This window comes from Arthrobacter sp. AG1021, from assembly GCF_003633665.1.
GTDB lineage: Bacteria > Actinomycetota > Actinomycetes > Actinomycetales > Micrococcaceae > Glutamicibacter > Glutamicibacter soli.
On the sequence record NZ_RBLB01000006.1, the window covers coordinates 612,674 to 637,280 of the forward strand.

A 24,607-nucleotide genomic window follows, 5' to 3' on the forward strand; every position below is an offset into this window, starting at 1 on the left:
GTCCAACGAAGGCGGCATGCCGCGCGGAGCCTGCGATAACGTTGTCTCGTGCCTGCTTTATTTGATGGTCTGAAACGGATCCTCGTGGGCCGGCCCTTCAGCACCGAACAGCTGAAAAAGAAGCCGCTCCCACCGAAAATTGCGCTGCCGATTTTCTCCTCCAGCGCCCTGTCCTCGCTGGCCTACGCCCCGGACGAAATCCTGCTGACCCTGGCCATGGCCGGTGTGGCGGCGACCATGCTCTCCCCGGCGGTGGGCGTGGCAGTGCTGGTGGTGCTCGTGGTGCTGGTGCTGTCCTACCGGCAGTCCATCAAGGCCTACCCTTCCGGCGGCGGCGACTATGAGATCGTCCGCAAGAACCTCGGCGCCCGGCCGGGCACCGCGGTGGCCGCGGCCCTGCTGGTGGACTTCGTGCTCACCGTCGCGGTCTCCAGTTCCTCGGCCGCCCAGTACCTCAGCGGCATCGTCCCTGCGCTGGGGGAGCACCGCGGCCTGGTGGCGGCGGGCATCGTGGTCTTCCTAGTGGTGGCGAACCTGCGCGGGCGCGGGCAGAGCCGCTGGACGCTGGCCGTGCCGGTGTACCTGTTCGTCTTCGGCATGCTGGCGCTGATCGCGATCGGCGGGCTGCTTGCGGCCACCGGCAACCTGGGACTGGCGCCCAGCGCCGAGTTCACCATCGTGCCCGAGGAGCAGTTCTCCAACGGGTTGCACGGCGTGGTGGGCGCGCTGCTGATCCTGCGCGCCTTCTCCACCGGCTCCGCGGTGCTGACCGGCATCGAGGTGCCGATCTCCAACGTCCAGTACCTGACCAAGCCGCGCGCCCGCAACGCCGGACGCATCCTGCTGGTGGTCGGCTTGCTTTCGGGCGTGCTGACCCTGGGCACGCTGATGCTGGCACGGGCCAGCGGCCTGAAGATTGTCGCCGACCCGCAGAAGTCCCTGCTGCTGGACGGGCAGCCGGTTTCCGCAGACTACGTCCAGGTGCCGGTGCTCGGCCAGTTGGCGCAGGCGGTGTTCGGCAACTTCATGCTGGGCACCGTGGTCGTCTCGGTGCTGACCATCCTGGTGCTGCTGCTGGCAGGCAACCAGGCCTTCAACTCCTTCCCGTCGCTGGCCAGCCACCTGGCCACGGACGGCTACCTGCCGCGCCAGCTGCGCACGCGCGGCGACCGGCTGGGCTTCTCCAACGGCATCCTGTCACTGGGCGTCGCCGCGGTGCTGCTGGTCCTGGTGTTCCAAGGCGATGTCACCATCCTGATCCAGCTGTACGTGGTGGGAGTGTTCGTCTCCTTCACGCTCAGCCAGCTTGGCATGCTCAAGCACTGGCACCGCGAACTGGTGCCGGTCGCGGACCGGCGCATCCGCGCCGCGATAAAACGCCAGCGCCTGCTGAACCTGGTGGGCCTGGTGCTCTCCGGGCTGGTGCTGCTGATCGTGCTGGCCACCCGCTTTGTGCACGGCGCGTGGATCGCGGTGCTGGGCATCGTGTTGCTGATGCTCGTCATGAATTCGCTGCACCGCCACTACCAGCAGGTGGATGCCGAGCTGTCCATCGAGGACGGCGGCCAGGCCACCGCGCTGCCGGCGCGAGTGCACGCCCTGGTGCTGGTTTCCACGGTCCGCAAGCCGGTGCTGCGCGCCCTGGCCTTCGCCCGGGCCAGCCGTCCCTCGAAGCTCGAGGCGATCATCGTGGACGTGGAGCCGCAGAAGACCCAGCGCACCTTGGAGGACTGGGAGCGGCTGCGCATCCCGGTGCCCATCACGGCGCTGGCCTCGCCCTACCGCGACATCCCCGGGGCGCTGATCGAGCACATCCGCTCGATCAAGCGCGAATCCCCGCGGGATCTGATCGTGGTCTACATTCCCGAATACGTGGTCGGCCACTGGTGGGAGCAGCTGGTGCACAACCAGACCGCCCTGCGGGTGAAGAACCGGCTGCACTACGAACCCGGAGTGCTCATCGCCTCCGTGCCCTGGCGCCTGCTGAGCGCCAAGAACGCCCTGGGCGGAGGGCCGACCGAGGAATCCTCGGCCCACCGCGAATCGAACCCCCTGCCGAAGGACTAACCGTCGTGACCGAATCACCCACCCTGAAACTGCGTCTGGGCGCCATCGCCCACGGCGGACACACCGTGGCCCGCCACGAGGGGCGGGTCATCTTCGTCCGCCACGGCATCCCCGGCGAGCTGGTCACAGTCCGGCTGACCGACAGCGGCGAGAACGCGAAGTTCTGGCGCGCGGATGTCGTCGAGGTGCACGAGGCCAGTGAGCACCGCGTGCCGCATTTCTGGGAGGCGGCCGACGCATTGCGCCACCGCGACCCGGTGGGCGGCGCAGAATTCGGCCACATCACTCTGGAGCACCAGCGCGAGCTGAAGGCCGCGGTGGCCGCCGAGCAGCTGACCCGGCTGGGTGGGATGAAGGCCGAGGACTGCAACTTCCCGGCCGTGCAGGCGGTGGCCGGACAGGACGACGGCCTGGGCTGGCGCACCCGCATGTCCTACTCGGTGGACGCCGAAGGCAAACTGGCCATGAGCGGCTTCCGCAGCAATACGCTCACAGCTATCGACTCCATGCCGTTGGCCCACCCGGCCATCGAGCGCACCGGGTTGTACACGATGGACTTCTCCGGCATCGAGCGGGTGGAGGCCGCGGTTTCCAGCAGCGACGATTCCACGGTGCTGATCCTGTTGGCCGAATCCCGCCCCGGCGCCGCCCGCAAGGCGGCCCGCCAGTTCCCCGAGGGCGTGAACGTGGCGGCCTTCAGCCAGCAGGGCGGCTCGGCCGCCGACGGCCGCGGCGAGCTGCAGGCCCTGACCGGGCGCAGCTGGCTGCAGGAGTCGGTGCTGGGGGAGAGCTTCCGGATCACCGGCGAAGGCTTCTGGCAGGTGCACCGCGCGGCGGCCACCGTGCTCAGCGAGCGGGTCATGGAGCTGACCGAGCCGGCGCGCGGCGAGCAAATCGCGGACCTGTACGCCGGGGCGGGCCTGTTCTCGCTGCCGCTGGCGAAGGCGGTGGGCCCTGAGGGGCGCGTGTTCTCCATCGAGGGCGCCCCCGGCACCCACGCGGATGCCAAGAAGAACCTGCGCGAGCTGCGCCAGGCCAGCGTCATCCGCGGACGCGTGGAGCGCGTGCTGCGCCAGGTCGCGCGCGACGCCCAGCTCGATGCGGTGGTGCTCGACCCGCCGCGGGCCGGAATCGACAAGCAGGTGGCCGCCGAATTGGGTTCCAGCGGCGTTTCGCGCATTTGTTACGTCTCCTGCGACCCCGCATCTTTCGCCCGGGACACCGCTCGTTTGACCTCGCGCGGCTACGAATTAGCGCACATGGAGATTCACGATTTGTACCCGCACACCCACCATATGGAGTCGATTGGGCTCTTCGTGCGCCGTTAGACCATCGAATATTGCCGTTTGGACACGAATTTGGCGGAAAATTATCCCCGTTCATTCTTTTTGTCCTAGTTGGCGATAGACTGTTTTTAGCTCTGCAACGATACAAGCATGAGAATCTCAGTTAGGAACTCCTAACTGGAATGCGAGTGTGTGCGTGCAACAGAATGAGTGTCTGGCGAGAGGAGTCCCACGTGAGCAATGTGGACAGCTTCGGTGCCAAGGGCGTACTTGACGTCAATGGAACCGAATACGAAATTTACCGACTGAATACGGTCGAAGGCGCAGAAAGCCTTCCTTACAGCCTTAAGGTTCTTCTGGAGAACCTGCTTCGCACCGAAGATGGTGCGAACGTTACCGGCGAGCACATCAAGGCGCTGGGACAGTGGGATGCTTCGGCACAGCCGAACACCGAAATCCAGTTCACCCCGGCCCGTGTGATCATGCAGGACTTCACCGGCGTTCCATGTGTCGTCGACCTTGCCACCATGCGCGAGGCCGTCAAGGAACTGGGCGGCGACCCAACCCGTGTGAACCCACTGGCTCCTGCCGAAATGGTCATCGACCACTCGGTGCAGATCGACACCTTCGGTTTCGAAGGCGCCGTCGAGCGCAACATGGAGATCGAGTACCAGCGCAACGGCGAGCGCTACCAGTTCCTGCGCTGGGGCCAGACCGCGTTTGACGACTTCAAGGTCGTCCCGCCGGGAACCGGCATCGTGCACCAGGTCAACATCGAGTACCTGGCGCGCACCATCATGACCCGCGAGGTCGACGGCGTGCTGCGTGCCTACCCTGACACCTGCGTCGGCACCGACTCGCACACCACCATGGTCAACGGCCTGGGCGTGCTGGGTTGGGGCGTTGGCGGCATCGAGGCCGAGGCAGCAATGCTCGGCCAGCCTGTCTCCATGCTGATCCCACGCGTTGTCGGCTTCAAGCTTTCCGGCTCGATCCCTGCCGGAGCAACCGCAACCGACGTGGTGCTGACCATCACCGAAATGCTGCGCAAGCACGGTGTTGTGGGCAAGTTCGTTGAGTTCTACGGCGAGGGCGTGGCAGCAGTGCCGCTGGCCAACCGTGCAACCATCGGCAACATGTCCCCTGAGTTCGGTTCGACCGCCGCCATGTTCCCGATCGACGATGTCACCCTCGACTACCTGCGCCTGACCGGCCGCAGCGAAGAGAACATCGCACTGGTCGAGGCTTATGCCAAGGAACAGGGCATGTGGCACGATCCAAGCCGCGAGATCCGTTTTTCGGAGTACATGGAACTGGACCTGTCCACCGTGGTTCCATCGATCGCCGGCCCGAAGCGTCCACAGGACCGCATCGAGCTGTCGAGCTCGAAGGAGCAGTTCCGCAAGGACCTGCACAACTACGTGTCGGTCACCGAGGACACCCAGGGCGTCGGCCGTCCATCGGTAGCCGTCGAGGTCACCAAGGAAGATGGACAGAAGTTCACCATCGACCACGGCATGGTCTCGATCGCATCGATCACCTCGTGCACCAATACCTCCAACCCTTCGGTGATGCTTGCAGCAGCAGTGCTCGCTCGCAACGCCGCCGAAAAGGGCCTGTCCTCCAAGCCATGGGTCAAGACTTCGGTCGCACCGGGCTCGAAGGTCGTCACCGAATACTACGAGGCTTCCGGCCTGCTGCCATACCTGGAGAAGCTCGGCTTCTTCGTGGTCGGCTACGGCTGCGCCACCTGCATCGGCAACTCCGGTCCGCTGGATACCGAGATCTCCGAGGCCATTCAGGCCAACGACCTCGCCGCCACCGCGGTGCTCTCGGGCAACCGCAACTTCGAAGGCCGCATCAACCCGGACGTGAAGATGAACTACCTGGCTTCCCCGCCACTGGTCATCGCCTACGCCCTGGCCGGCACCATGGACTTCGACTTCGAGACCGATTCGCTGGGCAAGGACACCGAGGGCAACGACGTCTTCCTGAAGGACATCTGGCCATCGCCTGTCGAGGTCCAGCAGATCATCGACTCGTCGATCGACAAGGACATGTTCGCCAAGGGCTACGACGGAGTCTTCGAGGGCGACGCCCGCTGGAAGGCACTGGACACCCCTGAGGGCGACACCTTCGCATGGGACGAGAAGTCGACCTATGCCCGCAAGGCGCCATACTTCGAGGGCATGACCGCCGAGCCGCAGCCGGTCCAGGACATCGAGGGCGCTCGCGTGCTGTTGAAGCTGGGCGACTCGGTCACCACCGACCACATCTCGCCTGCAGGTTCCTTCAAGTCGGACACCCCGGCTGGTCGCTACCTGATCGAGAACGGCGTGGATCGCAAGGACTTCAACTCCTACGGCTCGCGCCGTGGCAACCACGAAGTCATGATCCGCGGTACCTTCGCGAACATCCGCATCAAGAACCAGCTGCTGGACGGCGTCGAGGGTGGCTTCACCCGCGACTTCACCCAGGAAGGCGCTCCGCAGTCGTACGTGTACGACGCTGCAGAGAACTACAAGGCTGCCGGCACCCCGCTGGTCGTTCTGGGCGGCAAGGAATACGGTTCGGGCTCCTCGCGTGACTGGGCTGCCAAGGGCACCGCGCTGCTGGGTGTCAAGGCCGTCATCACCGAGTCCTTCGAGCGCATCCACCGCTCGAACCTGATCGGCATGGGCGTTCTGCCGCTGCAGTTCCCAGAAGGCGAGTCGGCTGACTCGCTGGGCCTGACCGGTACCGAAACCTTCGCAGTCTCCGGCGTCACCGAACTGAACAACGGTGTCACCCCGAAGACCCTGAAGGTCACCGCAACCGCTGAAGACGGCAAGGTCGTCGAGTTCGACGCAGTCCTGCGTATCGACACCCCGGGTGAAGCAGACTACTACCGCAACGGTGGCATCCTGCAGTACGTGCTGCGCCAGATCGCAGCCGCCAACTAAGGACTCTGCTTAGATCACTGATCGACGTGAACCCTAGGTAGTTCCGCATCACCGGAACACCGTGAGACCCAAGGCCCCGGCCTTGGGTCTCACGTTTTAATCGTGCAAGAATGTTCGGGCACCAAGTAGCTGCCCGGATCCACCCGGACCGCCAACCAGCCCTGCCATGATGAAAACAGCGATGCGCGAGATGACGACTCGAAAACTCCTTCTTGATCAATTCCTTGATCCCGCACAACTCGATGCTGTCGAACGCTGGCTTCCGGGCTGCACCATGACCGCCGACCTTTCCTGGCACGAAACCGATACCCTGGTCCTGCACCTGCGCACGGCGGGTAGCGACTACATCCTGAAAAGCGCCGGATCTTCGAACCATCATTTCGAGCGTGAACTTGCAGCTCACCAAGGGCCGACGGCGGCATTGGTCGAGTCGGGGTACGGCGCTGCGCTGCTTTTCGCCGATTCCTCGGCCAGGCTCATGATCCTTGAATATCTTCCCGGAGGCCTCAGCGAGCACACCGCACGGGAACTGGACCCGGAATTCCACCGGCAAGCTGGAGACGCCCTGCGAACCCTGCATCAGGGCGAGGGGCATCTTGACTCATCATATGAATCCAAGCTGCTGGCGATGAGCCTTAAACGGCTCAGCCAAGAGCACCGGATCGATCCGGAGAACGAGCGCCGGGCGTACGAGGTCCTGCGGGCCTATCAGCCACGGCCGGTCCGGCTGGTACCAACCCACGGAGACTGGCAGCCGCGCAACTGGTTAAGCGACCATGGAAAATTGAAGGTCATCGATTTCGGCCGTTTCGACTACCGTGCACCGTCCACGGACCTGGCGCGGCTGGCCAACCAGCAATGGCTGGGGCATCCCGAACTTGAATCGGCCTTCCTGCAGGGTTACGGCGGAGACCCGCGGCAGGCACGCAGCTGGCCGATCGAATGCCTGCATGAAGCCATCGGCACGGTCATCTATGCCTACCGCCTCGGCGCCGAGGACTTCGAAGCCCAGGGCCATCGTATGCTCGGCCGGGCCTTGCAGCTCGCCGGGTGCTGAAGACCCTGGACTGGTTCAGGTCTCTCTCCGGACTTCCGCTGCGGCGGCAGCCCTAGCCGGAACGTGCGGTGCGCAGCATCTTCAAGACGTCCCTGGCGGCGAAGATGCGCTGTCGAAGTCCGTGGGCACCGAAGGGCTCCAGCGAGATGAGCATGCGGATCCGTCCGCACAATCCCATCCGCAGGTTCGGATGCTGGGTGCCGATGTCGGCCTCGGCCCGGGGGAGCTGGTCGAAGATCGATTCCCCGGCAGGAACTTCGCGGCGGATGGCCACTGGCACCCAGTCGCCATCGATCCGGGCCCGCGCCCGGTACTCCCAGCTGCTGGCGGTGCGCACGATGCTGCCGTCGGCCAACGGAACCAGGTGTTTCACGCGCCGCTTGGCGAGGAAACCGGTGACTGCTCCGGGTACCGCATCATCCAGCGGCAGCCACACGGTCAAGTTCAGCCCGAACCCATGCCCGGAAAGGCGCTCGCTCCAACTGACGCCAACCGGCCCATCGGTCATGGCGGTGCATCGGTAATCGGCCCGAACCCCTTCCGGCCGAGACCGCTCAAGATAGGCGACCGCGTCCCGGTAGCCCATGGACATCAGCGTGGACGCGCTGATCCGCCCCAGATAGAAGACCGGGTCCAGCGGCAGCGGATGCTCCGGTTTGATGACATGCAGGACGAATTCACGTCCGGCGGCCTTGGCCTGCTCGAAATCAGCGAGCAATCCGCCGGTGGCGCTCATCTCGATCATGTGCACATACTGTTCCAGCGGGCCTTTGCCCCAGTACGGGGAGTTGCCCACGCACCAGAGCAGCCAGATTTCCCTGGCGCCATGATCCAGCGCAGCGGTGATATTCGCATCCCGGATCCACGCCGCATCGGTCCAGGTGGCCCCGTCGCGATGCAGCGGCGCGGTGAAAATCGGCAAGCTCATGCCCGCCGCCAGCAGCTGCGGGTCCACGTCTTTGGATGAGACCGCGATGCTACGCTTCTCGGTGAAGTTCGCGATGTTGAACGTTCCCGGGATCCTGCTTTTCCGGATGGCGTCCACATCCACCCCCATGGAAGGGAAGAGCTTGGTGATCATGGCCTCGGGGCTGGAAAACGCCGGCAGGTTCCAAGGCCCTCGCAGGTAGTCTCGGAGCGGCAGCGGCGAGGAGAAGTTGGAGACCTTGACCGAGGCCCAGTGCTTCATGATCTGCTCGGCATCCTGGCCGGAGAGCATCATGGCGGTGTTCAGGATTCCGCCGGAAGTCCCGTCCACGTGGGTGAATTCCAGGCCCGCTTCCTCAAGGGCCTTCAATACGCCGGCTTGCCAGGCCACGCGCATGCCGCCCCCGGCGAGCACCAGCGAGCGTTTCACTGCTGCGTCCGTTCATGCTTCGGGAGCATCGTCGCGCCCAAGCCAGCAGCCAGCACCGCGGCCGAGAGCAGGTCGAACGCCGCGACGGCCAGCGCCCGGCGGGCGAACACGCCGCGGTGCACCCCGATCGCCACCGCGCCGACCGCGCCGGCCTTCTGGACCACGGACCAGAACAGCGTCAGGCGCATCGACTTGCGGCAAAGCATCGAATGGGTCAACAGCCCGCCGGTGATCGTCATGAACATCCCGACCGTTCCGAACAGCTGGCGGGTCGCCGGCGAATTCTCGGCTCCCACGAGCTTCAGCACGAGTCCCGGAGCTGCTGCCTGGCTTGCGCCGGACACCACTGTCAACGCTCCGATCCCCAGTGCCGCGCGAGCCAGCATGGACGCGGGGCCGGATTCGACGTGTGTGCGTTTCATGGCAGTGTCTCCCACAGTTCATGGCCTGCCAGCAGATAGCCGACCGCGGCCGCCCAGTAAATCAGTGCTGCATAGAATCTCGCCCAGTTGCGCGAGACCCACTGGTGCATCTTGGCACGCAACTCCGGCTCTTCGGACACCGCTCCAGTGAGCAGCTGCTGGTTAACCGGACGCATGGACAGTGCGTACCACAAGGCCAGGAAAATGTACGACGCGGCGGCGGCGATAGAGAATACCAGCGTCCACACGTGGGTGCGTCCCAGCCATATTTGGATCAGCGGGGCGACCAACAAGGGAAGGAACATGATCCCCAGAAAGCGGGTGATTGCAGTGATGGGCACGGCGAAGACCGTTGACAGCTCATCGAGCCGCAAGCCGAGGAATACCGGGCGCAGGAAGAACTGCGCCACCGTCATGAATCCGAGATACAACGATGCGCCGAAGACCGTCACCAGTGCCGAAATCAGTGCGGTCCAAGCCAGGGCAGTACTCATTGGACGCGGCTTTCGCCCCGCCGCGGCGGATCGGGCCATTCTTCGCCCAGTCCCAGCCCGACCACCGAATCCATGCCGTCCCCGCCGTAGGGGGCGCGGTCCCGGCCGTACTGGAACCACGCCTCGTAGTGGTCATCGAGCACCCCGTGGGAATCGGGAATATACAGGGTGAACACCGGCTGCGGGTCGAAATCCAGTCCCGCCAGCCCGGCCACCTGCGGCAGGTCTCCGAACTCCAGCCGCGCCTTGGCTTGCCTGCCGATCGACACGTCGGCGGTGCCCTGGAAGTAGATGCTCGACTTGTAGAGCATGCCGCGGAACGAGCAATAGTTCACCGCACCGACCTTGAGCGGCAGCGCGGTGGGCGCCGGGCGGTCGATCTCCACCAGCGCGCCCTTCACCCCGTCCAGCTCATAGGCGCTGGACACCGTCCGATCCGTCACCTTGAAGTCCAAGCTGGCCTGGTGCTTCGGCATGCCCCAGATGCCCTTGCCGCCCTTGACCGAAATTTCAGTGCTCACCGGCAAATCCACCACGTACTGCCCCAGGTTCAGGGTTTTCTGGAACAGCATGGGCAGCAGCGGCGGTGCCGGGCGCATGCCACGGGTGACAGCCAGCGCCAGCGAGTATTCGATGTAGGCGCCGATGTCCGTGGCAAGGTAGTTGATCACGGTGACCACCAGCAGCGAGCGTCCGCCTGGCAGCCTGAACGGATGCAGCTCTTCGCCCGGGATCAGCTTCGCGGCGGCACGGGCGTCAATGGGAAACGCGGTCATCAGCACCGGCGAGGGTTCGGAATTGACCGGCAGCACGTAGCTGATGCCGTCCACGGTGGCCTTCTGCCCGGACAGTTGCCGCTGCCGAGCCGGCAGTGCCGAGGGCAGCAGGCGCAGCGCCGAGCGCAGCGGGGGTAGAAGATTCATGATGCAAGCTCCTGAAGGATCAAGGGATAGCTGTCGCGCCAGGCATCCCTGCCGAAAATAAGATCCAGATGTCCGTAGCCGGGAATCACGTGCAGCGAGTGCTCCCCGGGGGCGTAATAGTCGAAGAATTCGTAGGTGCGCCGTTGCCCCTGCGGCAGGAAGCACCGGTTGTCCGCCCCGGCGATAAAGGAGAACCGTGCCTCGGTGCGCGGCGGCCCGTCCACCAGCGAGTCGGGAAGCTGGCTGTGCTGCCCGGTGGGCACCAGGTATCCGGCCTTCACGCACCCGGCCATCTGGCGGAAGAAAGACAGCGGGGCGCCGGCGAACTCCCCGATGATCCAGCGGTGCGTGGCATCGTCCAGGTTCGCGTGGGACCACAGGGCCGGGTGCCCCGCCCCGTAGGTGAAGGACACCAGCCGGCACACGGTGTTGTCGCATTCGTGGTGGGTCAGCTTCACCCCCGAACGCACGATGCGCGAGAAGTAGCCCTGGGACTTGTAGCCCCAGCGCGGGGAGAGCATCGGGGTGAACCCGCCCAGCAGCGGCAGCAGGTGGGTGATTTTCTGCCGGGATACCCACGGGACATCCACGAACAGCGAACAGGCGTTGGAGACGATGGTGCGCACCTGCGGTAGCAGCCCTGCCACCGCGGCCATGGTGAAGGAGGTCGAGCCCTGGCAGTGCACGAACGCGGCCAGCGAATCCGCCCCGGTGCGCGCCAGCACCTCGCGCACCGCCGCAGGATGGTCGAACACCGCCGCGTCGTCCAGCGTCCAGGCCACCGGCGGCAGGTCGATGGACGCACGCCAGTTCAGCATCCACACGTCCCAGCCCTCATCCAGCAGGGCGTCCACCAGGGTGCGCGCGATCGGCGGGCGGAACAGCTCGGCGCGCACCCCGGCCCCGTGCACCAGCAGCACCGGCCCGCGCGGGGCGTCCGGGCGGCGCAGCGAGGCGACATGCACCAGTGTCAGCGGCAGCCCGTCGTCGGCGCGGAACTGCACCACCTCGGTCGCATGATCGGCGCGGGTAGTCTGCATGGTGGTCATTGGACACCTCCCGGGGTGCTGAAGCCGTTGATGCTCACGGTGATCGGGTTTTCCAGTAGCCGCAGCGGCGGCAGCCCGTCGGCGGGCACCGGGCGCATCTGGTTCTGGGTGCTGGGTCCGGTATCCCAGTCGTGGACGACGGTATCGGCAATCACCGGGTAGATCACCAAGGTGCCGTCGTCGCGCAGGTGCATCCGCAAGAAGCCCTTGCCGTCCTCGTAGGCCAGCGCCGTCATTTTCAACCTGCCCACAGCCCCGGGCGGGGCGAACACCAGGTGCAGGGCGAAGACCATCGTGCCTACGGCGGCGCCCAGCACCGTGGCGTAGACCGCCGCCAGCAGCACGGTGATCCACCCTGCGCTCCAGTTCCGCTGCCAGGGCAGGGCGATGAGCCCGGTGAAAATGGCCGAGGCCAACAACAGCTGCAGGCCCACGATCAGCAGCGGCTGCACCATCGGATTGGATTTCCCGGAGGCCTCAGACCCGTCCTGGAACAGCCCCCGGGCATTGCGCGCCAGCCACAGCAGCAGGGCGATCAGCAGCGGCACCACGAACAGGAACACCACGATGCCCACGGCGTGGACCCAGTCGCCCGAACCCAGCGCCTCGGGATACGAGTCGCCGGTGATTCCGGAGAAGACGGTGCACAAGAACATGAAGCAGGCCAGGTGCACCACGCCCAGCCCGGTACTGAACCAGGGGTTGCGCCAAGGCAGGAAAAACGCGCTGAACGGGTTGGCCAGCTGCCAGTGCAGCGCCCGCTCCTGCGTCGGGGTCGGGAACACGGTCTCGGCCAGCGCATACCGCTGGCGCTCAGCCGGATTCACCATCTCCCGCGAACCGGTGGGCGGCAACAGCAGCTCGGGCGACAGGTGCCGGGCACCCGAAAGGAAGGCGCCACCCAGGCCGCAGGTCAGCAGCTGCTCGCGGCGCGGGTCCTCGGGTCCGGCCTGCTCGTGCAGCTGGGCGTAGCGTGCGTAGTGGTGCTTGTCCCCGCTCAGCCGCACCCGGATCTGCGCCCCGGTAGGCGTCGATTCCCCGGTCGCCGGGTCCGTGCACTGCAGCAGGTAGTGGTTCTCGAAGTAGCGCAACGCGTTGTTCGCGTTCGGGTCGCCGTCCGGCAACGTGCCGGTGACCTCCCAAGTGGGGGAGGAGGCGCACAGGATGATCGCATCGCCCGGCTTCAGGTGCCGCGTCACCTCCGCCTCGAAGTACTGCAGCTGCGGCCGGTCGATGTAGCTGCCCAGCTCGCTGTCCAGCGCGACCAGCCACCAGGTCTTCAGCACCGTGTTGGCTTCCAGGTTGGTCAGCCGCGCGGCGAAGTAGCCACGGGACTGCAGGGTCTGCCACCCGCCGATCTTCGCCTGCTGGCAGAAGATGCGTTCGAAGGCCGTCAGCCCGTCGTACCAGTCGTGGTTCCCGGGCAGGGCCAGCAGCGCGGCCGCCGGCCCCGGAAGCGAAGCGGCACGGTAGGGTCGCACCAGCCGGTCCTCGTAGGCGCGTTCGGAGGCCGCCGGGTAGACCTCGTCCCCGCCCATGACCAGCAGCTGCGACTTGGGCAGCCTTACCGGCGGCTGGCCGGGCTGCGCGGCCTGGACCTGCAGCTCGGGCTGGGCCAGCGCCCAGGCCATGGTGTAGGTCGCGTCGAAACCATCGCCGAGATCCGCGATGAAGTCGATCCAGCGGCCCTGCTCCTGCGGCGGGAATTCGGCCAGGTCCATGGCTCGCTGCGGGAAAATGCTCTGCATCTCCCGGTTGTCCATGAACCCCAGGAAGACCTGGGCGGCCAGCGCCTTGATTCCGGTGCGCACCAGCTCGGGCGGGGACAGCCAGCGCGCCGCCGGCCGCGGGCGGAACCCCAGTTCATGCTCGAACTGCTCCAACTCATGCTGGTTCATGATCGTTCTTCCGGACACGGCGCGGCGCAAGGTAGCTGCGGTACAGCGACCCCAGGAACAGCCCGCCAAAGGCCGACAGCGCCTGGACCTTGCGCGGCCCCTGCGCCCTGAAGGTCGTGAGCTGGCGCGCGAAGTCCAGCGGCTCGATATACAGGATGCCGGATCCCAGCACCGCCGGGTCCTCGGCCGCCAGCAGCCCGGAGGCCGCAGGGTGTTCCGGTGCCGGCGGGAAGACGTGGCCTTCCAGCAGCTGCACGAACAGGGTTGTGGTATCCGGCCAGAGGTCCACGCCCGGCCCGTCATGGATGTCCTTGAAACCCACCAGGGTCAGCTGCCGCCCGCCCGGGGACTGGACATGCAGGCGGTAGAGCATCAGCCGGCGTTCCTGTTCATCCGGCACGAACAGGTTGAACCAGCCGCGTAGCACCGGGCAGTGCCCGCCGAGCACATCCGCGTCGAGGAAGCCCTCGGCGCTCGCCGGGTGGCGCGGATCGGCGGTGAAGCGGTCGATGTCCTTGGCCGTGATGGTCAGGGTGAACATCATGCGTTCGTGGCGCAGCGAGGCCTGTGCCAGGCCCGAGGCCGGCTCGCCCACGCCCAGCGTGAAATGCCCGCGCATGGTTTCGGTGAACGCCACCGAGGTGGCCCGGGGATTCAGTGGCTCGACCGGGGCGGCCGGGTCCTGCGCGGTATGCGCGTCAACAGGTCCGCCCTCCGGCGCCGCACCGGCTAGGGAAGAGCCGGCCGCGACGACGGGGGAGGCCCACGACTGCTCGAGCAGGTGCTCGCAGGCCCGGTCCGCCATCGCGGCGATGGTCAGCGACGGATTCGGGCCGACCGGGCCGGGCATGGCGGCGCCGTCCACCACGTACAGGCCCGGCTGGCCGTACACCTCCGACCACGGGTCGCAGACGCCGACCTGGTCGTTGGCGCCGATCGGCGCCCCGCCCAGCGGATGCACCGTGACCACACGCTGGGCCTTCCACAGCGGGTTGTCGTTGAAAGCAGCACCCAGTTGGTCGCCGATGCCGCGCATGGCACCGCGCACGGATTCGAAGAACTCCTGCGAGGTGGACAGCGTCCAGTCGGCTGCCAGCCGGCCCTCGCGCAGGTACATGCGCCCGTCGGGCACGTCCCGGCCCATGCCCAGCAGGGGCAGCGCCGTGCTGGAAAAGCGTCCAGGGCCCAGCGCCATGGCCAGATCGGCAGATATGCTGCTGCGATTTCGCTGGAACAGCCGGTTCTCGATGATCTTGGCGGCTACCTTGCCGGCCCGGGGCAGAGCCTCGCGGAACTGCGAGAGTTCCATGAGCCAGTTGAAGAACGCCGGATAGCCGGCGTCCTGCAGGTAGTAGCCGCGGCCGGTGGCGCCGTTGCCGTCCAGCGCGTCCGCGACGCGCACGGTGCTGGTGATGACCGGACCGCGGTTCCCGTACAGCTGGCGCGGCACGGTGCGCCCTTCGACCTGCTCGCTGGCATTGAACAGCAGTCCGAGCAGGTCTCCGTTGCTGCTGAAGCGGGTGCCCAGCGCCGGGCTGATCCCGGGCAAGGTCATCCGGTTGCGCAGCAGCAGGTAGCTGGTGCCGAAGGTGCCGGCGGCCAGCAGCAGCTTGGCGCAGCGGATCAGCCGTTCGGGAAGGTCGCCGGTTGAGGAGGGGTGCTGAGGGTCGTGGATCACGTAGCGCACCAGCCAGCTGCCGTCCGACGCGCGGGAGAAGCCGCGCACCTCGTGCAGCGTGCGGATGTCGGCGTTGCCGGTGGCCGCCGCAGCTGAGAGGTAGTTGTGGTCAAGGGTGTTCTTGGCGCCCGAGTTGCAGCCCAGATCGCATTCGCCGCACAGCGTGCAGGTGGTGCGCGGCTTGCCGTGGAGGTTGCCGTAGTCCGCCAAGGGCAGCATCCGGCCCGGCTGGGCGGGGGAGTCCGCATCGGTGGAGAAGCTCACCGCCAGCGGGGGACGGAACACCGTGTGGCCGCCGGCCTGGGCGGCCTGCTCGAAGGCGTTGGTTTTGGCGGTGTCCTGGTAGGGGTAGCGGTCCACCCCGATCATGTCCTCGACGCGCTGGTAGTGCTGTTCGAGATCGCGGTATCCGATGGGCCAGGATTCGTACCCGCCGCCGGGCAGCGGGGATTCGTTGACGAACCACTTTTCGTCCTTGCGCAGCAGCACGTTGGCGTAGATCAGCGAGCCGCCGCCCAGGCCGCTGGAGACCAGCCCCTCCAGGCCCCGCAGGGTCCACGCGTCGAACAGTCCGTAGAGTTTTTCGCTGGGATCCCAGAAGGCGGTGGACAGCTCCGACGGAGAGCGGGCGAAATCGCCGGGCCCGTATGACCGGCCGCGTTCCATCAGGACCACTTGCTTGCCGGCGTCGGCCAGGCGGTAGGTTGCCACCGAACCGCCGAACCCCGAACCGACCACAACTGCATCTACATATTCCGTCGGCACTTGGCCGGCACGAATTTCCCCCATGTCCCCCTCCTGGGAAGACTTAGCAGATTCGCGAGGTGGAAAGCCCCGTGTCCAGAATTAGGCTCATTTTACCTACGCGGCGCGAGGGTGGAAAGAGGGAAATTCGACAGCTTCTAGTTTCTTTTCCGTCGTCGCGACCGCGGCCAAGCTGGGCGTAGCCAACATCATCATCAAAAAATTGGTTCCAGCCCAAAAGGTGGCGGATAATGGGAGCAGTCAAGTGCGCGATAGACTAGTTGTTTCGCACGGACTTGCGGTGCCCGCATGGGCAGAAATGTGAAGGGGATGACTGTGTCTTTACTCGAGACCATTAAAAAACCAAGCGACCTGCGGGCGCTTACCCTGGATCAGCTCACCCAACTTGCGCAGGAGATCCGCGCCTTCCTCATCGACAACGTCGCCCGCACCGGCGGCCACCTGGGGCCGAACCTCGGCGTGGTGGAACTGACCATCGCCATGCACCGCGTGTTCGATTCGCCGACCGATTCCATCGTGTTCGACACCGGCCACCAGTCCTACGTGCACAAGCTGCTCACCGGGCGCCAGAACTTCGAAACGCTGCGCCAGCAGGGCGGCCTGTCAGGATACCCCGACCGCGGCGAATCCGAGCACGACATCGTCGAGTCCTCCCACGCCTCGTCCTCGCTGTCCTGGATCGACGGCATCTCCCGGGCCAATAAGCTGACCGGCCGCACCGAAAGCTATGCCGTGGGCCTGGTGGGCGACGGCGCGCTGACCGGCGGCATGGTCTGGGAAGCGGTGAACAACATCGCCGCTGACAAGGAACGCAAGGCGGTGATCGTGGTCAACGATAACGGCCGCTCCTACGCCCCAACCATCGGCGGCTTGGCCGACCAGCTCGCGGGACTGCGCCAGCAGCTGGACAAGTTCCGCACCCACCCCGCCTACGAGTCCGCCATGGACAAGCTCAAGGGCCGGCTGAAGGATTCCGGCCCGGTCGGCAGCTTCACCTACAAGTCGCTGCATGCCACCAAGAAGGGCATCAAGGACTGGTGGGCCCCGCAGGGGCTCTTCGAGGACCTTGGCCTGAAGTACATCGGCCCGATCGACGGCCACAATCTCGCCGCAGTGGAGGAAGCGCTCCAGCAGGCCAAGCAGTACGGCGGCCCCGTGCTGGTGCACGCGCTGACCGAGAAGGGCCACGGCTACGCGCCGGCCTTGGCCGACGAGGCCGACCAGTTCCACGCGGTGGGCGTCATCGACCCTGCCACCGGCGCCCCGGTCGCCAAGCCCAGCGCGCAGAGCTGGACCAGCGTCTTCGGCGACGAGATCGCCAAGATCGCCGACGAGCGCGAGGACGTTGTGGCGATCACCGGCGCCATGCTGCTGCCGGTGGGCCTGAAAAAGATGTCCGACGCCCACCCGGACCGCGTGCTGGACGTGGGCATCGCCGAGCAGCATGCGATGACCACCGCGGCCGGCCTGGCCTTCGGCGGCCTGCACCCGGTGGTGTGCGTCTACGCAACCTTCCTGAACCGCGCCTTCGACCAGCTGCTGATGGACGTCGCGCTGCACAAGGCAGGGGTCACCATCGTGCTTGACCGCGCCGGCGTGACCGGCCCGGACGGCGCCAGCCACCATGGCATGTGGGACATGGCGCTGACCCAGATCATCCCGAACCTGCACCTGGCGGCCCCGCGCGACGCCACCCGCCTGCGCGAGGAACTGCGCGAAGCCATGGACATCAACGACGCCCCGAGCGTGGTGCGCTTCTCCAAGGGCTCCGTGGGCGAAGAGGTCGAGTCCATCGACCGGCTGCCCGACGGCGTGGACGTGCTGGCCCGGCTGGGCGACCGCGCCGCGCCGGACGTGCTGATCGTCTCCGTCGGAGCGATGAGCGAGCTGTCCCTGGACGTGGCCCAGCGGCTGAACAGCCAGGGCGTCTCGGTGACGGTGGTCGACCCCCGCTGGGTGCTGCCCATGCCGTCCTCCGTGATTTCGCTGGCCGCCCGCCACCGCATCGTGGTCTGCATCGAGGACGGGGTGCGCGCCGGCGGCGTCGGTTCGCGCCTGCGCACCGAGATGCGCGCCGCCGGGGTGGACACCGCGCTGAACGAAGTGGGCCTGCCCACCAAGTTCCTGGCCCACGGCACCCGTGCCGAGGTGCTGGAGCGCGTCGGCCTGACCGCCCAGCAGGTCGCCCGGGACACGCTGGCCCAGGTGCTGGGCACCAAGGTCCCCTTCGCCCGGCCGCTGCCCGGCCAGGACCTGCCCACCGGACAGATCCCCAAGCTGTGAGCGCCCAGCCCGGCTGCCCCGAAGGGCTGCCCCGCAACCCTGCGAGCGTCGCCGCCGGCGCGCTGGTGGTGGCCCGCGCCTGGAAGTACGACGCCAGCCCGCACTGGGTGGTGCCCGGCTTCTACCTCGGCTCCGACGAGTACGGCCACTGGGTGCACCAGCCGGCCGGATCGCTGGTCTCCCGTCCGGGAACCGCGCACCTGGCCGCCTGCGACGCGCTGTGCCTGTTCCCCTCCGAAGGCCAGTGGATCGCCACGCTGTACGACGATCCGGACGAGGACTTCGACATCTACATCGACCTGGCCGGCAGCATCGGCTGGCGGCGGATGAAGCGCGGGGCCTGGGAAGTGAACTCCATCGACCTGGACCTCGATGTGATCCGCTCGCACAGCCGCGGCACCTTCCTGGACGACGAGGACGAGTTCGACCAGCACCGCCTGAGCATGGGCTATCCCGAGGCCCTGCAGCGCTCGATCCGCGCCGAAAGCAAGGTGCTGCTCGATGCGGTCCGCGCTGACGCGGCACCATTCAACGCCGAGCACCGGAGGCGCTGGCTGGTCCGGGCCCGCAGCCTGCAGCACGTCGGCTGAGCCGGCAACACCACGCACTTTGAGACAAAACACCGAGAAACCAACCCCTGGGGGAGACCGATGGCGATCATTCGCACCTACCGGATGAACGAGAAGAACGAACTGCAGTTCCGCGAAGCGTGGTTCCAGCAGTTCGAGGACGAAGAGCTGGGCCAGTTCGTGGTCAACCACGGTCCGGTGGGCCACATGTCGCAGACCAGCGAGGTGCAGGACGTCACCGCCGACCGCGCCGACGAGCTGTTCGCCGGTTTCGTCGAGGCCTGCGCCGCCGAGGGCTACAAGGAGCTCTCCGACCAGGAGCAGTCCTGGGTCATCGTGCAGTACGCGCTGAAGACCGCCGAGGGCACCGCGCGCGACAAGTACCTGCAGAACAAGGCCACCGAGGCGCTGGCCGGTCACCTGGCCTGGCGCGGCCTGGGCACCGTGGAATCCAGCGACTTCGGCAACCGCAAGCTGAACATCCGCATCCTCTCGCCAGCCCCGAAGCTCGCGGTCAACGCCATCAAGGTCTGCATCCGCGAAGCCAAGCTGGACTTCACTAAGATGGTCATCGCCACCGCCCCGTACGACGGCCTGGATCAGGCGCGCATGGCCTACCCGATGCCGCCCAAGCCGTTCAGCCTCGACTAGGCTCCGCGGCGCGCATCCATGGTGGGCATCCGGCCCCTGGTTCCGCAGGACTACCGCGCCGTGCGCGAGCTGTCGCGCAGCCTGGGCCGCACCAGCGCCCCGGAGCGCTTCGCTCCCGGCGGGTGCCTGCTGGCCGCCATGTCCGAGGACGGGCGCCTGGTCGGCTGGGCCAAGGCGCAGTGGTGGGATCCGCAGGACCCGGTGGCCCCGGCGGGCTACTACCTGGGCGGGGTCGAGATCGACCCCGGCTGGCAGCGCCGCGGAGTGGCCACGGCCTTGGGCCTGGCCAGGCTGAGCTGGGTGGCGCAGCGGGCGGATGCCGCCTGGTGCGTGGTGAATGCGCGGAACACCGCCTCGCTGGCGCTGCAGCGTTCGCTGGGATTCACCCTCGGGGCGCGGGCCGCCGGATTCGGCACGGTCCACTTCACCGGGGGAGCCGGAGTGCTGCTGTGCCGGACACTTCAAGATTTCGCGCCCGGCGACGGCGCGCACAACGACAAGCAGAAGTAGGGACTCATGATTCCTCAAGAAGACCGGGACGACACCGCCGGCGCCAAGCGCAAGCCAACCCACCTGGGGGCCACCCGGGTGCCGCTGCATCTGGTGTTCCAGGCCTGCGTGGGCGTCATCATCGGCATCGGCATCACCTCGCTGTTCTCCGGCGTCGACCACGCGCAGCTGGCGCTGGCCGGCGTGATCGTGGTGATCGCCGCCTGGATCGTCGAGCAGGGATTCCGCCTTCCGGAACCCAACACCACCTCCGGCGCCCGCATCCGGCTGGTGCTGCGCATCGTCTCGCTGGTCGGCTTCACCATCGCGGTCAGCCCGCTGCTGCAGCTGATCGAAGCCTAGCTGTGGCCGTCGAGCGGGCCAAGCCCCGCCGCACCCTGAAAGCGATGCTGTGGCCGGCCGCCCAGGTGCTGGTCGGCTTTTCCGCGGGGCTCGCGCTGGCCAAGACGATGTCGCTTCCCGAGGAGCAGATCGCGTTGATCGGCACCGTGATCACGCTGGTCACCTGGCTGGCGGACGAAGCGGTCACGCTCCCGGCGAAGGACACCCGGCTCGGGGCGGCCTTGCACGGCACCCTCAGGTTCCTCGCGCTGGTCGGATTCATCATGGCCCTGCAGTCCCTGGCGGCGCTCAACGGGCTGACCTCCTAAACCCCGCCGCGCTGCAACCCTGCGCGCAGGCCGCGCAGCGGTCCAGGCAACAAAAAAGCTCGGGCGGATGCTTCCAATCAAGGAAGCATCCGCCCGAGCTCTTAGCGTTCAACGCCGGGGCGTCGGAGCCTAGTCGGTGCCTGAATCGAAGGCGGCCAGCTCGTTGGCGCGGTCGGTAGCCAGCTCGTCGCTGTCCACCGGGGTGGCGTCGACGATCGCGTCGGCGCCGCCGGCCTCTAGCGAGCCCACCAGCTTGGCGGTGGTGCCGCCGACCAGGCCCATGGCAGCGTACTGCTCCAGGCGGCCGCGGGAATCGGCGATGTCCAGGTTGCGCATGGTCAGCTGGCCGATGCGGTCCACCGGGCCGAAGGCGGCGTCGCCCACGCGCTCCATGGACAGCTTGTCCGGGTGGTAGCTCAGGTTCTCGCCGGTGGTGTCGACGATGGTGTAGTCGTCGCCGCGGCGCAGGCGGATGGTCACGGTGCCGGTGATGGCCGAGCCGACCCAGCGCTGCAGGGACTCGCGCAGCATCAGGGCCTGCGGATCCAGCCAGCGGCCTTCGTACATCAGGCGGCCCAGACGGCGGCCTTCGTTGTGGTAGCTGGCCACGGTGTCTTCGTTGTGGATCGCGTTGACCAGGCGCTCGTAGGCGATGAACAGCAGCGCCATGCCCGGAGCCTCGTAGATGCCGCGGGACTTGGCTTCGATGATGCGGTTCTCGATCTGGTCGCTCATGCCCAGGCCGTGGCGTCCGCCGATGATGTTCGCCTCGTTGACCAGGGCTACCGGGTCGACGTATTCCTTGCCGTTGATGGCGACCGGGCGGCCGGCGGAGAAGGTGACGGAAACATCTTCCGAGGTGATCTCAACGCTTTCGTCCCAGTACTTCACGCCCATGATCGGCTCGACGTTCTCGATCGAGCTGTTCAGCAGCTCCAGGGTCTTCGCCTCGTGGGTGGCGCCCCAGATGTTGGCGTCGGTGGAGTAGGCCTTCTCAGCCGAGTCGCGGTAGGGGAAGCCGTGGGCGACCATCCACTCGCTCATCTCCTGGCGACCGCCCAGTTCAGCGACGAACTGCGGGTCGAGCCACGGCTTGTAGATGCGCAGCTTCGGGTTGGCCATCAGGCCGTAGCGGTAGAAGCGCTCGATGTCGTTGCCCTTGTAGGTCGAACCATCGCCCCAGACGTCCACGCCGTCCTCGCGCATGGCGCGCACCAGCAGGGTGCCGGTGACCACGCGGCCCAGCGGGGTCGTGTTGAAGTACGACTTTCCGCCCGAGCGGATGTGGAAGGCGCCGCAGGCCAGGGCGGCGAATCCCTCTTCGACCAGGCCCGGCTTGCAGTCGACCAGGCGCGAAGCCTCGGCACCGTACTCCAGGGCACGGCCCGGAACGGCGTCGATGTCCGGCTCGTCGTACTGGCCGAGATCGCCGGTGTAGGTGTACGGGATGGCGCCGTTGTGGCGCATCCAGGCGACGGCAACGGAGGTGTCGAGGCCACCGGAGAACGCGATACCGACGCGCTCGCCTACTGGGAGATTGGTAAGAACTTTAGACATGTTTCCATCCTAATGGATAAATATGCATTGTAGTGAATTGAGACTGAATGCCGGGGCGCGGAGACCTAGCAGATAGCCTATGGGTATACGACGCTCCAGTGAAGCGGAGCACAACTATGAAGTGAAGAGGTGTCCATGGAATTCCGCCAACTTGGCCGCAGCGGCCTGAGTGTTTCCGTCGTCGGTCTGGGCTGCAACAACCTGGGGCGGACCGGTACCGCCACCGAGTCCCAGGAGGGGACCAACGCGGTCGTCCACGCCGCGCTGAAGGCAGGAATCACGCTGTTCGACGTGGCCGACACCTACGGGCGTGAACCGGGCCTTTCCGAAATCCGCCTGGGCGCCGCGCTGGGCAGCGCCCGCGGGGACATCATCCTCGCCACCAAATTCGGCATGGACATGCGCGGGGTCAATGGGCCAGACTTCTCGGCGCGCGGATCGCGCCGCTATGTCGTCAAGGCGGTCGAGGCCTCGCTGAAGCGTCTGGGCACCGACTACATCGACCTGTTCCAGTTCCACACCCCGGATCCGAATACCCCGATCGAGGAGACCCTGCGGGTGCTGGACGACCTGGTGGCCAGCGGGAAGGTCCGCTACATCGGGCATTCAAACCGGTCCGGCTGGCAGATCGCGCAGGCCGAGTACGTGGCCCGGGAGCTTGGCACCGAACGCTTCATCTCCGCCCAGAACCACTACAACCTCATCGACCGCCGCGCAGAGCTGGAGGTGCTTCCGGCTGCGAGGGAATTCGGGCTCGGCGTGCTTCCCTACTTCCCGCTGGCCAACGGGCTGCTCACCGGCAAGTACTCCAAGGGCCACGCGCCCGAAGGAAGCCGCCTGACGCATTCACGGCAGTACCTGGTGGAATCCAGCAACTTCGAGCAGCTGCAGAAGTTCGCCGACTTCGCCGCAGCGCGCGGGCTCGCCGAGATCCAGCTGGCCTTCTCCTGGCTGGCGGCCCAGCAACCGGTCGCCTCGGTGATCGCCGGAGCCACCCGTCCCGAGCAGATCACGGCCAACGCGCAGGCAGTCAGCTGGGTGCCGACCCCGGCCGAGCGCGCGGAGCTGGACGAGATCTTCCCGGCCCCGGAGAAGATCGCGCCGTTCTAAACGGAGCTTAAAAACACCATGCGGCGGAACCCCTGAATCGGGGAGTCCGCCGCATGGCGCTTTAAGCGACAGCAAACCAGCAGGGATCTATGCGTCGGCGGTGACGTAGACGACGATGTTCTTGTCCTTGATTTCCGCGGCGTAGCGCGGCAGCGCCGCCTTGGCCGGGCCGGCCACCACGGTGCCGTCTTTCGGGGCGAACTTCGAGCCATGGCAGCCGCAGTAGAAGTTCTCGTCCTGCGACTTCGGCGTCAGCGCGCAGCCCTGGTGGGTGCACTTGTTCGAGTAGGCCAGCACGGTCTTCTCATCCGGGCGGAACACCATGACCGCGGTCGCGCTGCCGTCCGGGTAGGTGGCCGGCGCCGAGGCGCGCGAGCCGACCGGCAGGTCCGAGACCGGCATCAGCACCTGGCCTTCGCCGCTCGGTTCGGGGATGGAATTGGCCTCTGGGGTTTCAACCGCTGATTCTCCGTTGCCGCAGGCGGTCAGCAGGGCTGCCGAACCGATCGCGGCGGAGGCGCACATGAACGTGCGGCGGGCTGGTCGGGCGAAGTCAGTCATGGCTTCATTGTTGCAGAATTATCTGTGACGTCGCCAAGAAGGCGCACCATACCCTGTTTCCGGACGCCGTATCTCTGTAGAGTGGGCGAATTCGCCAATGCCAGCGGAGAAGGACCCCGAGCCGAGGAGAACCCATGCGCACCTTGACCTACTACGTGGCGGTAAGCCTGGATGGATTCATCGCCGGACCGGCAGGGGAATTCGACGCGTTCCTCGCCGAGGGGGACCACATGCAAGCCATCGGCGAGCAGTTCCGCGGCACCGTGCCCACCGTCCTGGCCGAAGCCGTGGGTATCCCAATCCAGGACGGGCCCTTCGACACCGTGCTGATGGGATGGAACACCTACGCGGTCGGGATGCCCGACCAGCATCTGGCCAGCCCCTACGCCCACCTTCGCCAGGTCGTGTTCACGCACGGACGGCAGGGCCCGGAAGGCAGCCAGGACGTGCTGTTCACGGACCGGGATCCGGTGCAGCTGGTGCGCGAACTGAAAAAGGAAGACGGCAAGGACATCTGGCTGTGCGGCGGCGGCTCGCTGGCCGCCGCACTGGCCGAGGAGATCGACCAGCTGGCGCTGAAGATCAACCCGGTGACCTTCGGCGGCGGCATCCGGCTGTTCGGCGACCGCTCCTACCAGCCGCAGCCCTGGCGCAGCACCTCCGTGCAGGCCTTCGAATCCGGGGTCGTGCTGGCGCAGTACGAGCGGGCCTAGCGCTTCCCTCCAGTTGCAGAACACGACGGCGGGGCCCTCGGCCGGCGCATGCCGCCGCCGAGGAC

21 protein-coding genes are annotated in these 24,607 nt (G+C 66.6%); 12 read left to right on the forward strand and 9 right to left on the reverse strand.

Features of this window, described 5'->3' with window-relative positions:
• Nucleotides 1-48: 48 nt before the first annotated feature.
• From DFO58_RS03045 to DFO58_RS03060, 4 genes are all read left to right on the forward strand, one after another.
• Nucleotides 49-2,067 (forward strand): APC family permease, encoded by a 2,019-nt coding sequence (locus DFO58_RS03045; protein ID WP_181728012.1) that lies wholly within the window; start codon nt 49-51, stop codon nt 2,065-2,067.
• Between the two features lie 5 nt (nt 2,068-2,072).
• Entirely contained in the window at nt 2,073-3,395 is a 1,323-nt protein-coding gene (locus DFO58_RS03050; protein WP_120989252.1) for a class I SAM-dependent RNA methyltransferase, read from the forward strand.
• A gap of 164 nt (nt 3,396-3,559) precedes the next feature.
• Nucleotides 3,560-6,295 (forward strand): aconitate hydratase AcnA, encoded by a 2,736-nt coding sequence (gene acnA, locus DFO58_RS03055; protein WP_183043090.1) that lies wholly within the window; start codon nt 3,560-3,562, stop codon nt 6,293-6,295.
• A gap of 274 nt (nt 6,296-6,569) precedes the next feature.
• Entirely contained in the window at nt 6,570-7,352 is a 783-nt protein-coding gene (locus DFO58_RS03060) for an aminoglycoside phosphotransferase family protein (RefSeq protein WP_183043091.1), read from the forward strand.
• A 52-nt stretch (nt 7,353-7,404) separates the two neighbouring features.
• Here DFO58_RS03060 and DFO58_RS03065 read toward each other — a convergent pair whose 3' ends face one another.
• Genes DFO58_RS03065 through DFO58_RS03095 form a run of 7 tightly spaced genes read right to left on the reverse strand, consistent with a single transcriptional unit; the run spans nt 7,405 to nt 15,962 of the window.
• Nucleotides 7,405-8,709, reverse strand: a complete 1,305-nt coding sequence (locus DFO58_RS03065) for a patatin-like phospholipase family protein (protein ID WP_120989255.1) — start codon at nt 8,707-8,709, stop codon at nt 7,405-7,407.
• Nucleotides 8,706-9,131 (reverse strand): hypothetical protein, encoded by a 426-nt coding sequence (locus tag DFO58_RS03070; protein ID WP_120989256.1) that lies wholly within the window; start codon nt 9,129-9,131, stop codon nt 8,706-8,708. The genes DFO58_RS03065 and DFO58_RS03070 overlap by 4 nt, the downstream gene beginning before the upstream one ends.
• Complete coding sequence (locus DFO58_RS03075; RefSeq protein ID WP_147407177.1) at nt 9,128-9,625, reverse strand: hypothetical protein; 498 nt, start codon at nt 9,623-9,625, stop codon at nt 9,128-9,130. Before DFO58_RS03075 ends, DFO58_RS03070 begins: the two co-directional genes overlap by 4 nt.
• The gene (locus tag DFO58_RS03080) at nt 9,622-10,548 is read right to left on the reverse strand and encodes an acetoacetate decarboxylase family protein (protein WP_120989258.1); all 927 of its coding nucleotides are present in this window, start codon (nt 10,546-10,548) and stop codon (nt 9,622-9,624) included. The genes DFO58_RS03075 and DFO58_RS03080 overlap by 4 nt, the downstream gene beginning before the upstream one ends.
• The gene (locus DFO58_RS03085) at nt 10,545-11,597 is read right to left on the reverse strand and encodes an alpha/beta fold hydrolase (protein ID WP_286163462.1); all 1,053 of its coding nucleotides are present in this window, start codon (nt 11,595-11,597) and stop codon (nt 10,545-10,547) included. The genes DFO58_RS03080 and DFO58_RS03085 overlap by 4 nt, the downstream gene beginning before the upstream one ends.
• Complete coding sequence (locus tag DFO58_RS03090; protein ID WP_120989259.1) at nt 11,594-13,495, reverse strand: hypothetical protein; 1,902 nt, start codon at nt 13,493-13,495, stop codon at nt 11,594-11,596. The genes DFO58_RS03085 and DFO58_RS03090 overlap by 4 nt, the downstream gene beginning before the upstream one ends.
• Nucleotides 13,482-15,962, reverse strand: coding sequence for a GMC oxidoreductase (locus tag DFO58_RS03095; RefSeq protein ID WP_120989260.1), 2,481 nt, complete (start codon nt 15,960-15,962; stop codon nt 13,482-13,484). Before DFO58_RS03095 ends, DFO58_RS03090 begins: the two co-directional genes overlap by 14 nt.
• Nucleotides 15,963-16,253: 291 nt before the next feature.
• Here DFO58_RS03095 and dxs point away from each other — a divergent pair, with 291 nt between their 5' ends.
• Genes dxs through DFO58_RS03125 form a run of 6 tightly spaced genes read left to right on the forward strand, consistent with a single transcriptional unit; the run spans nt 16,254 to nt 20,601 of the window.
• Nucleotides 16,254-18,221 carry a 1-deoxy-D-xylulose-5-phosphate synthase gene (gene dxs / locus DFO58_RS03100; protein WP_053799427.1) on the forward strand — a complete coding sequence of 656 codons (1,968 nt, stop codon included), beginning with the start codon at nt 16,254-16,256 and terminating at the stop codon, nt 18,219-18,221.
• The gene (locus tag DFO58_RS03105) at nt 18,218-18,811 is read left to right on the forward strand and encodes a DUF402 domain-containing protein (RefSeq protein WP_047119432.1); all 594 of its coding nucleotides are present in this window, start codon (nt 18,218-18,220) and stop codon (nt 18,809-18,811) included. The genes dxs and DFO58_RS03105 overlap by 4 nt, the downstream gene beginning before the upstream one ends.
• Before the next feature lie 60 nt (nt 18,812-18,871).
• Nucleotides 18,872-19,441: a hypothetical protein gene (locus tag DFO58_RS03110; RefSeq protein WP_120989261.1), complete on the forward strand. Its 570-nt coding sequence runs from the start codon at nt 18,872-18,874 to the stop codon at nt 19,439-19,441.
• A gap of 18 nt (nt 19,442-19,459) precedes the next feature.
• On the forward strand, nt 19,460-19,951 hold the full coding sequence (locus DFO58_RS03115) for a GNAT family N-acetyltransferase (protein WP_120989262.1): 492 nt from the start codon (nt 19,460-19,462) through the stop codon (nt 19,949-19,951).
• 6 nt (nt 19,952-19,957) lie between these two features.
• A complete protein-coding gene (locus DFO58_RS03120) occupies nt 19,958-20,293 on the forward strand; it encodes a hypothetical protein (protein ID WP_120989263.1) in 336 nt (111 codons plus the stop codon).
• 44 nt (nt 20,294-20,337) lie between these two features.
• The gene (locus DFO58_RS03125) at nt 20,338-20,601 is read left to right on the forward strand and encodes a hypothetical protein (protein ID WP_146955824.1); all 264 of its coding nucleotides are present in this window, start codon (nt 20,338-20,340) and stop codon (nt 20,599-20,601) included.
• Between the two features lie 129 nt (nt 20,602-20,730).
• Here the strand turns inward: DFO58_RS03125 and argG are convergent, their stop codons facing one another.
• Nucleotides 20,731-22,158, reverse strand: a complete 1,428-nt coding sequence (gene argG / locus DFO58_RS03130) for an argininosuccinate synthase (RefSeq protein WP_053798351.1) — start codon at nt 22,156-22,158, stop codon at nt 20,731-20,733.
• Between the two features lie 135 nt (nt 22,159-22,293).
• On the opposite strand from argG, the gene DFO58_RS03135 reads away from it, so the two are divergent.
• The gene (locus DFO58_RS03135) at nt 22,294-23,268 is read left to right on the forward strand and encodes an aldo/keto reductase (RefSeq protein ID WP_120989533.1); all 975 of its coding nucleotides are present in this window, start codon (nt 22,294-22,296) and stop codon (nt 23,266-23,268) included.
• Between the two features lie 87 nt (nt 23,269-23,355).
• Here DFO58_RS03135 and DFO58_RS03140 read toward each other — a convergent pair whose 3' ends face one another.
• The gene (locus DFO58_RS03140; protein WP_120989264.1) at nt 23,356-23,829 is read right to left on the reverse strand and encodes a Rieske (2Fe-2S) protein; all 474 of its coding nucleotides are present in this window, start codon (nt 23,827-23,829) and stop codon (nt 23,356-23,358) included.
• A gap of 134 nt (nt 23,830-23,963) precedes the next feature.
• Here DFO58_RS03140 and DFO58_RS03145 point away from each other — a divergent pair, with 134 nt between their 5' ends.
• Nucleotides 23,964-24,542 carry a dihydrofolate reductase family protein gene (locus DFO58_RS03145; protein WP_120989265.1) on the forward strand — a complete coding sequence of 193 codons (579 nt, stop codon included), beginning with the start codon at nt 23,964-23,966 and terminating at the stop codon, nt 24,540-24,542.
• Nucleotides 24,543-24,607 lie beyond the last annotated feature (65 nt).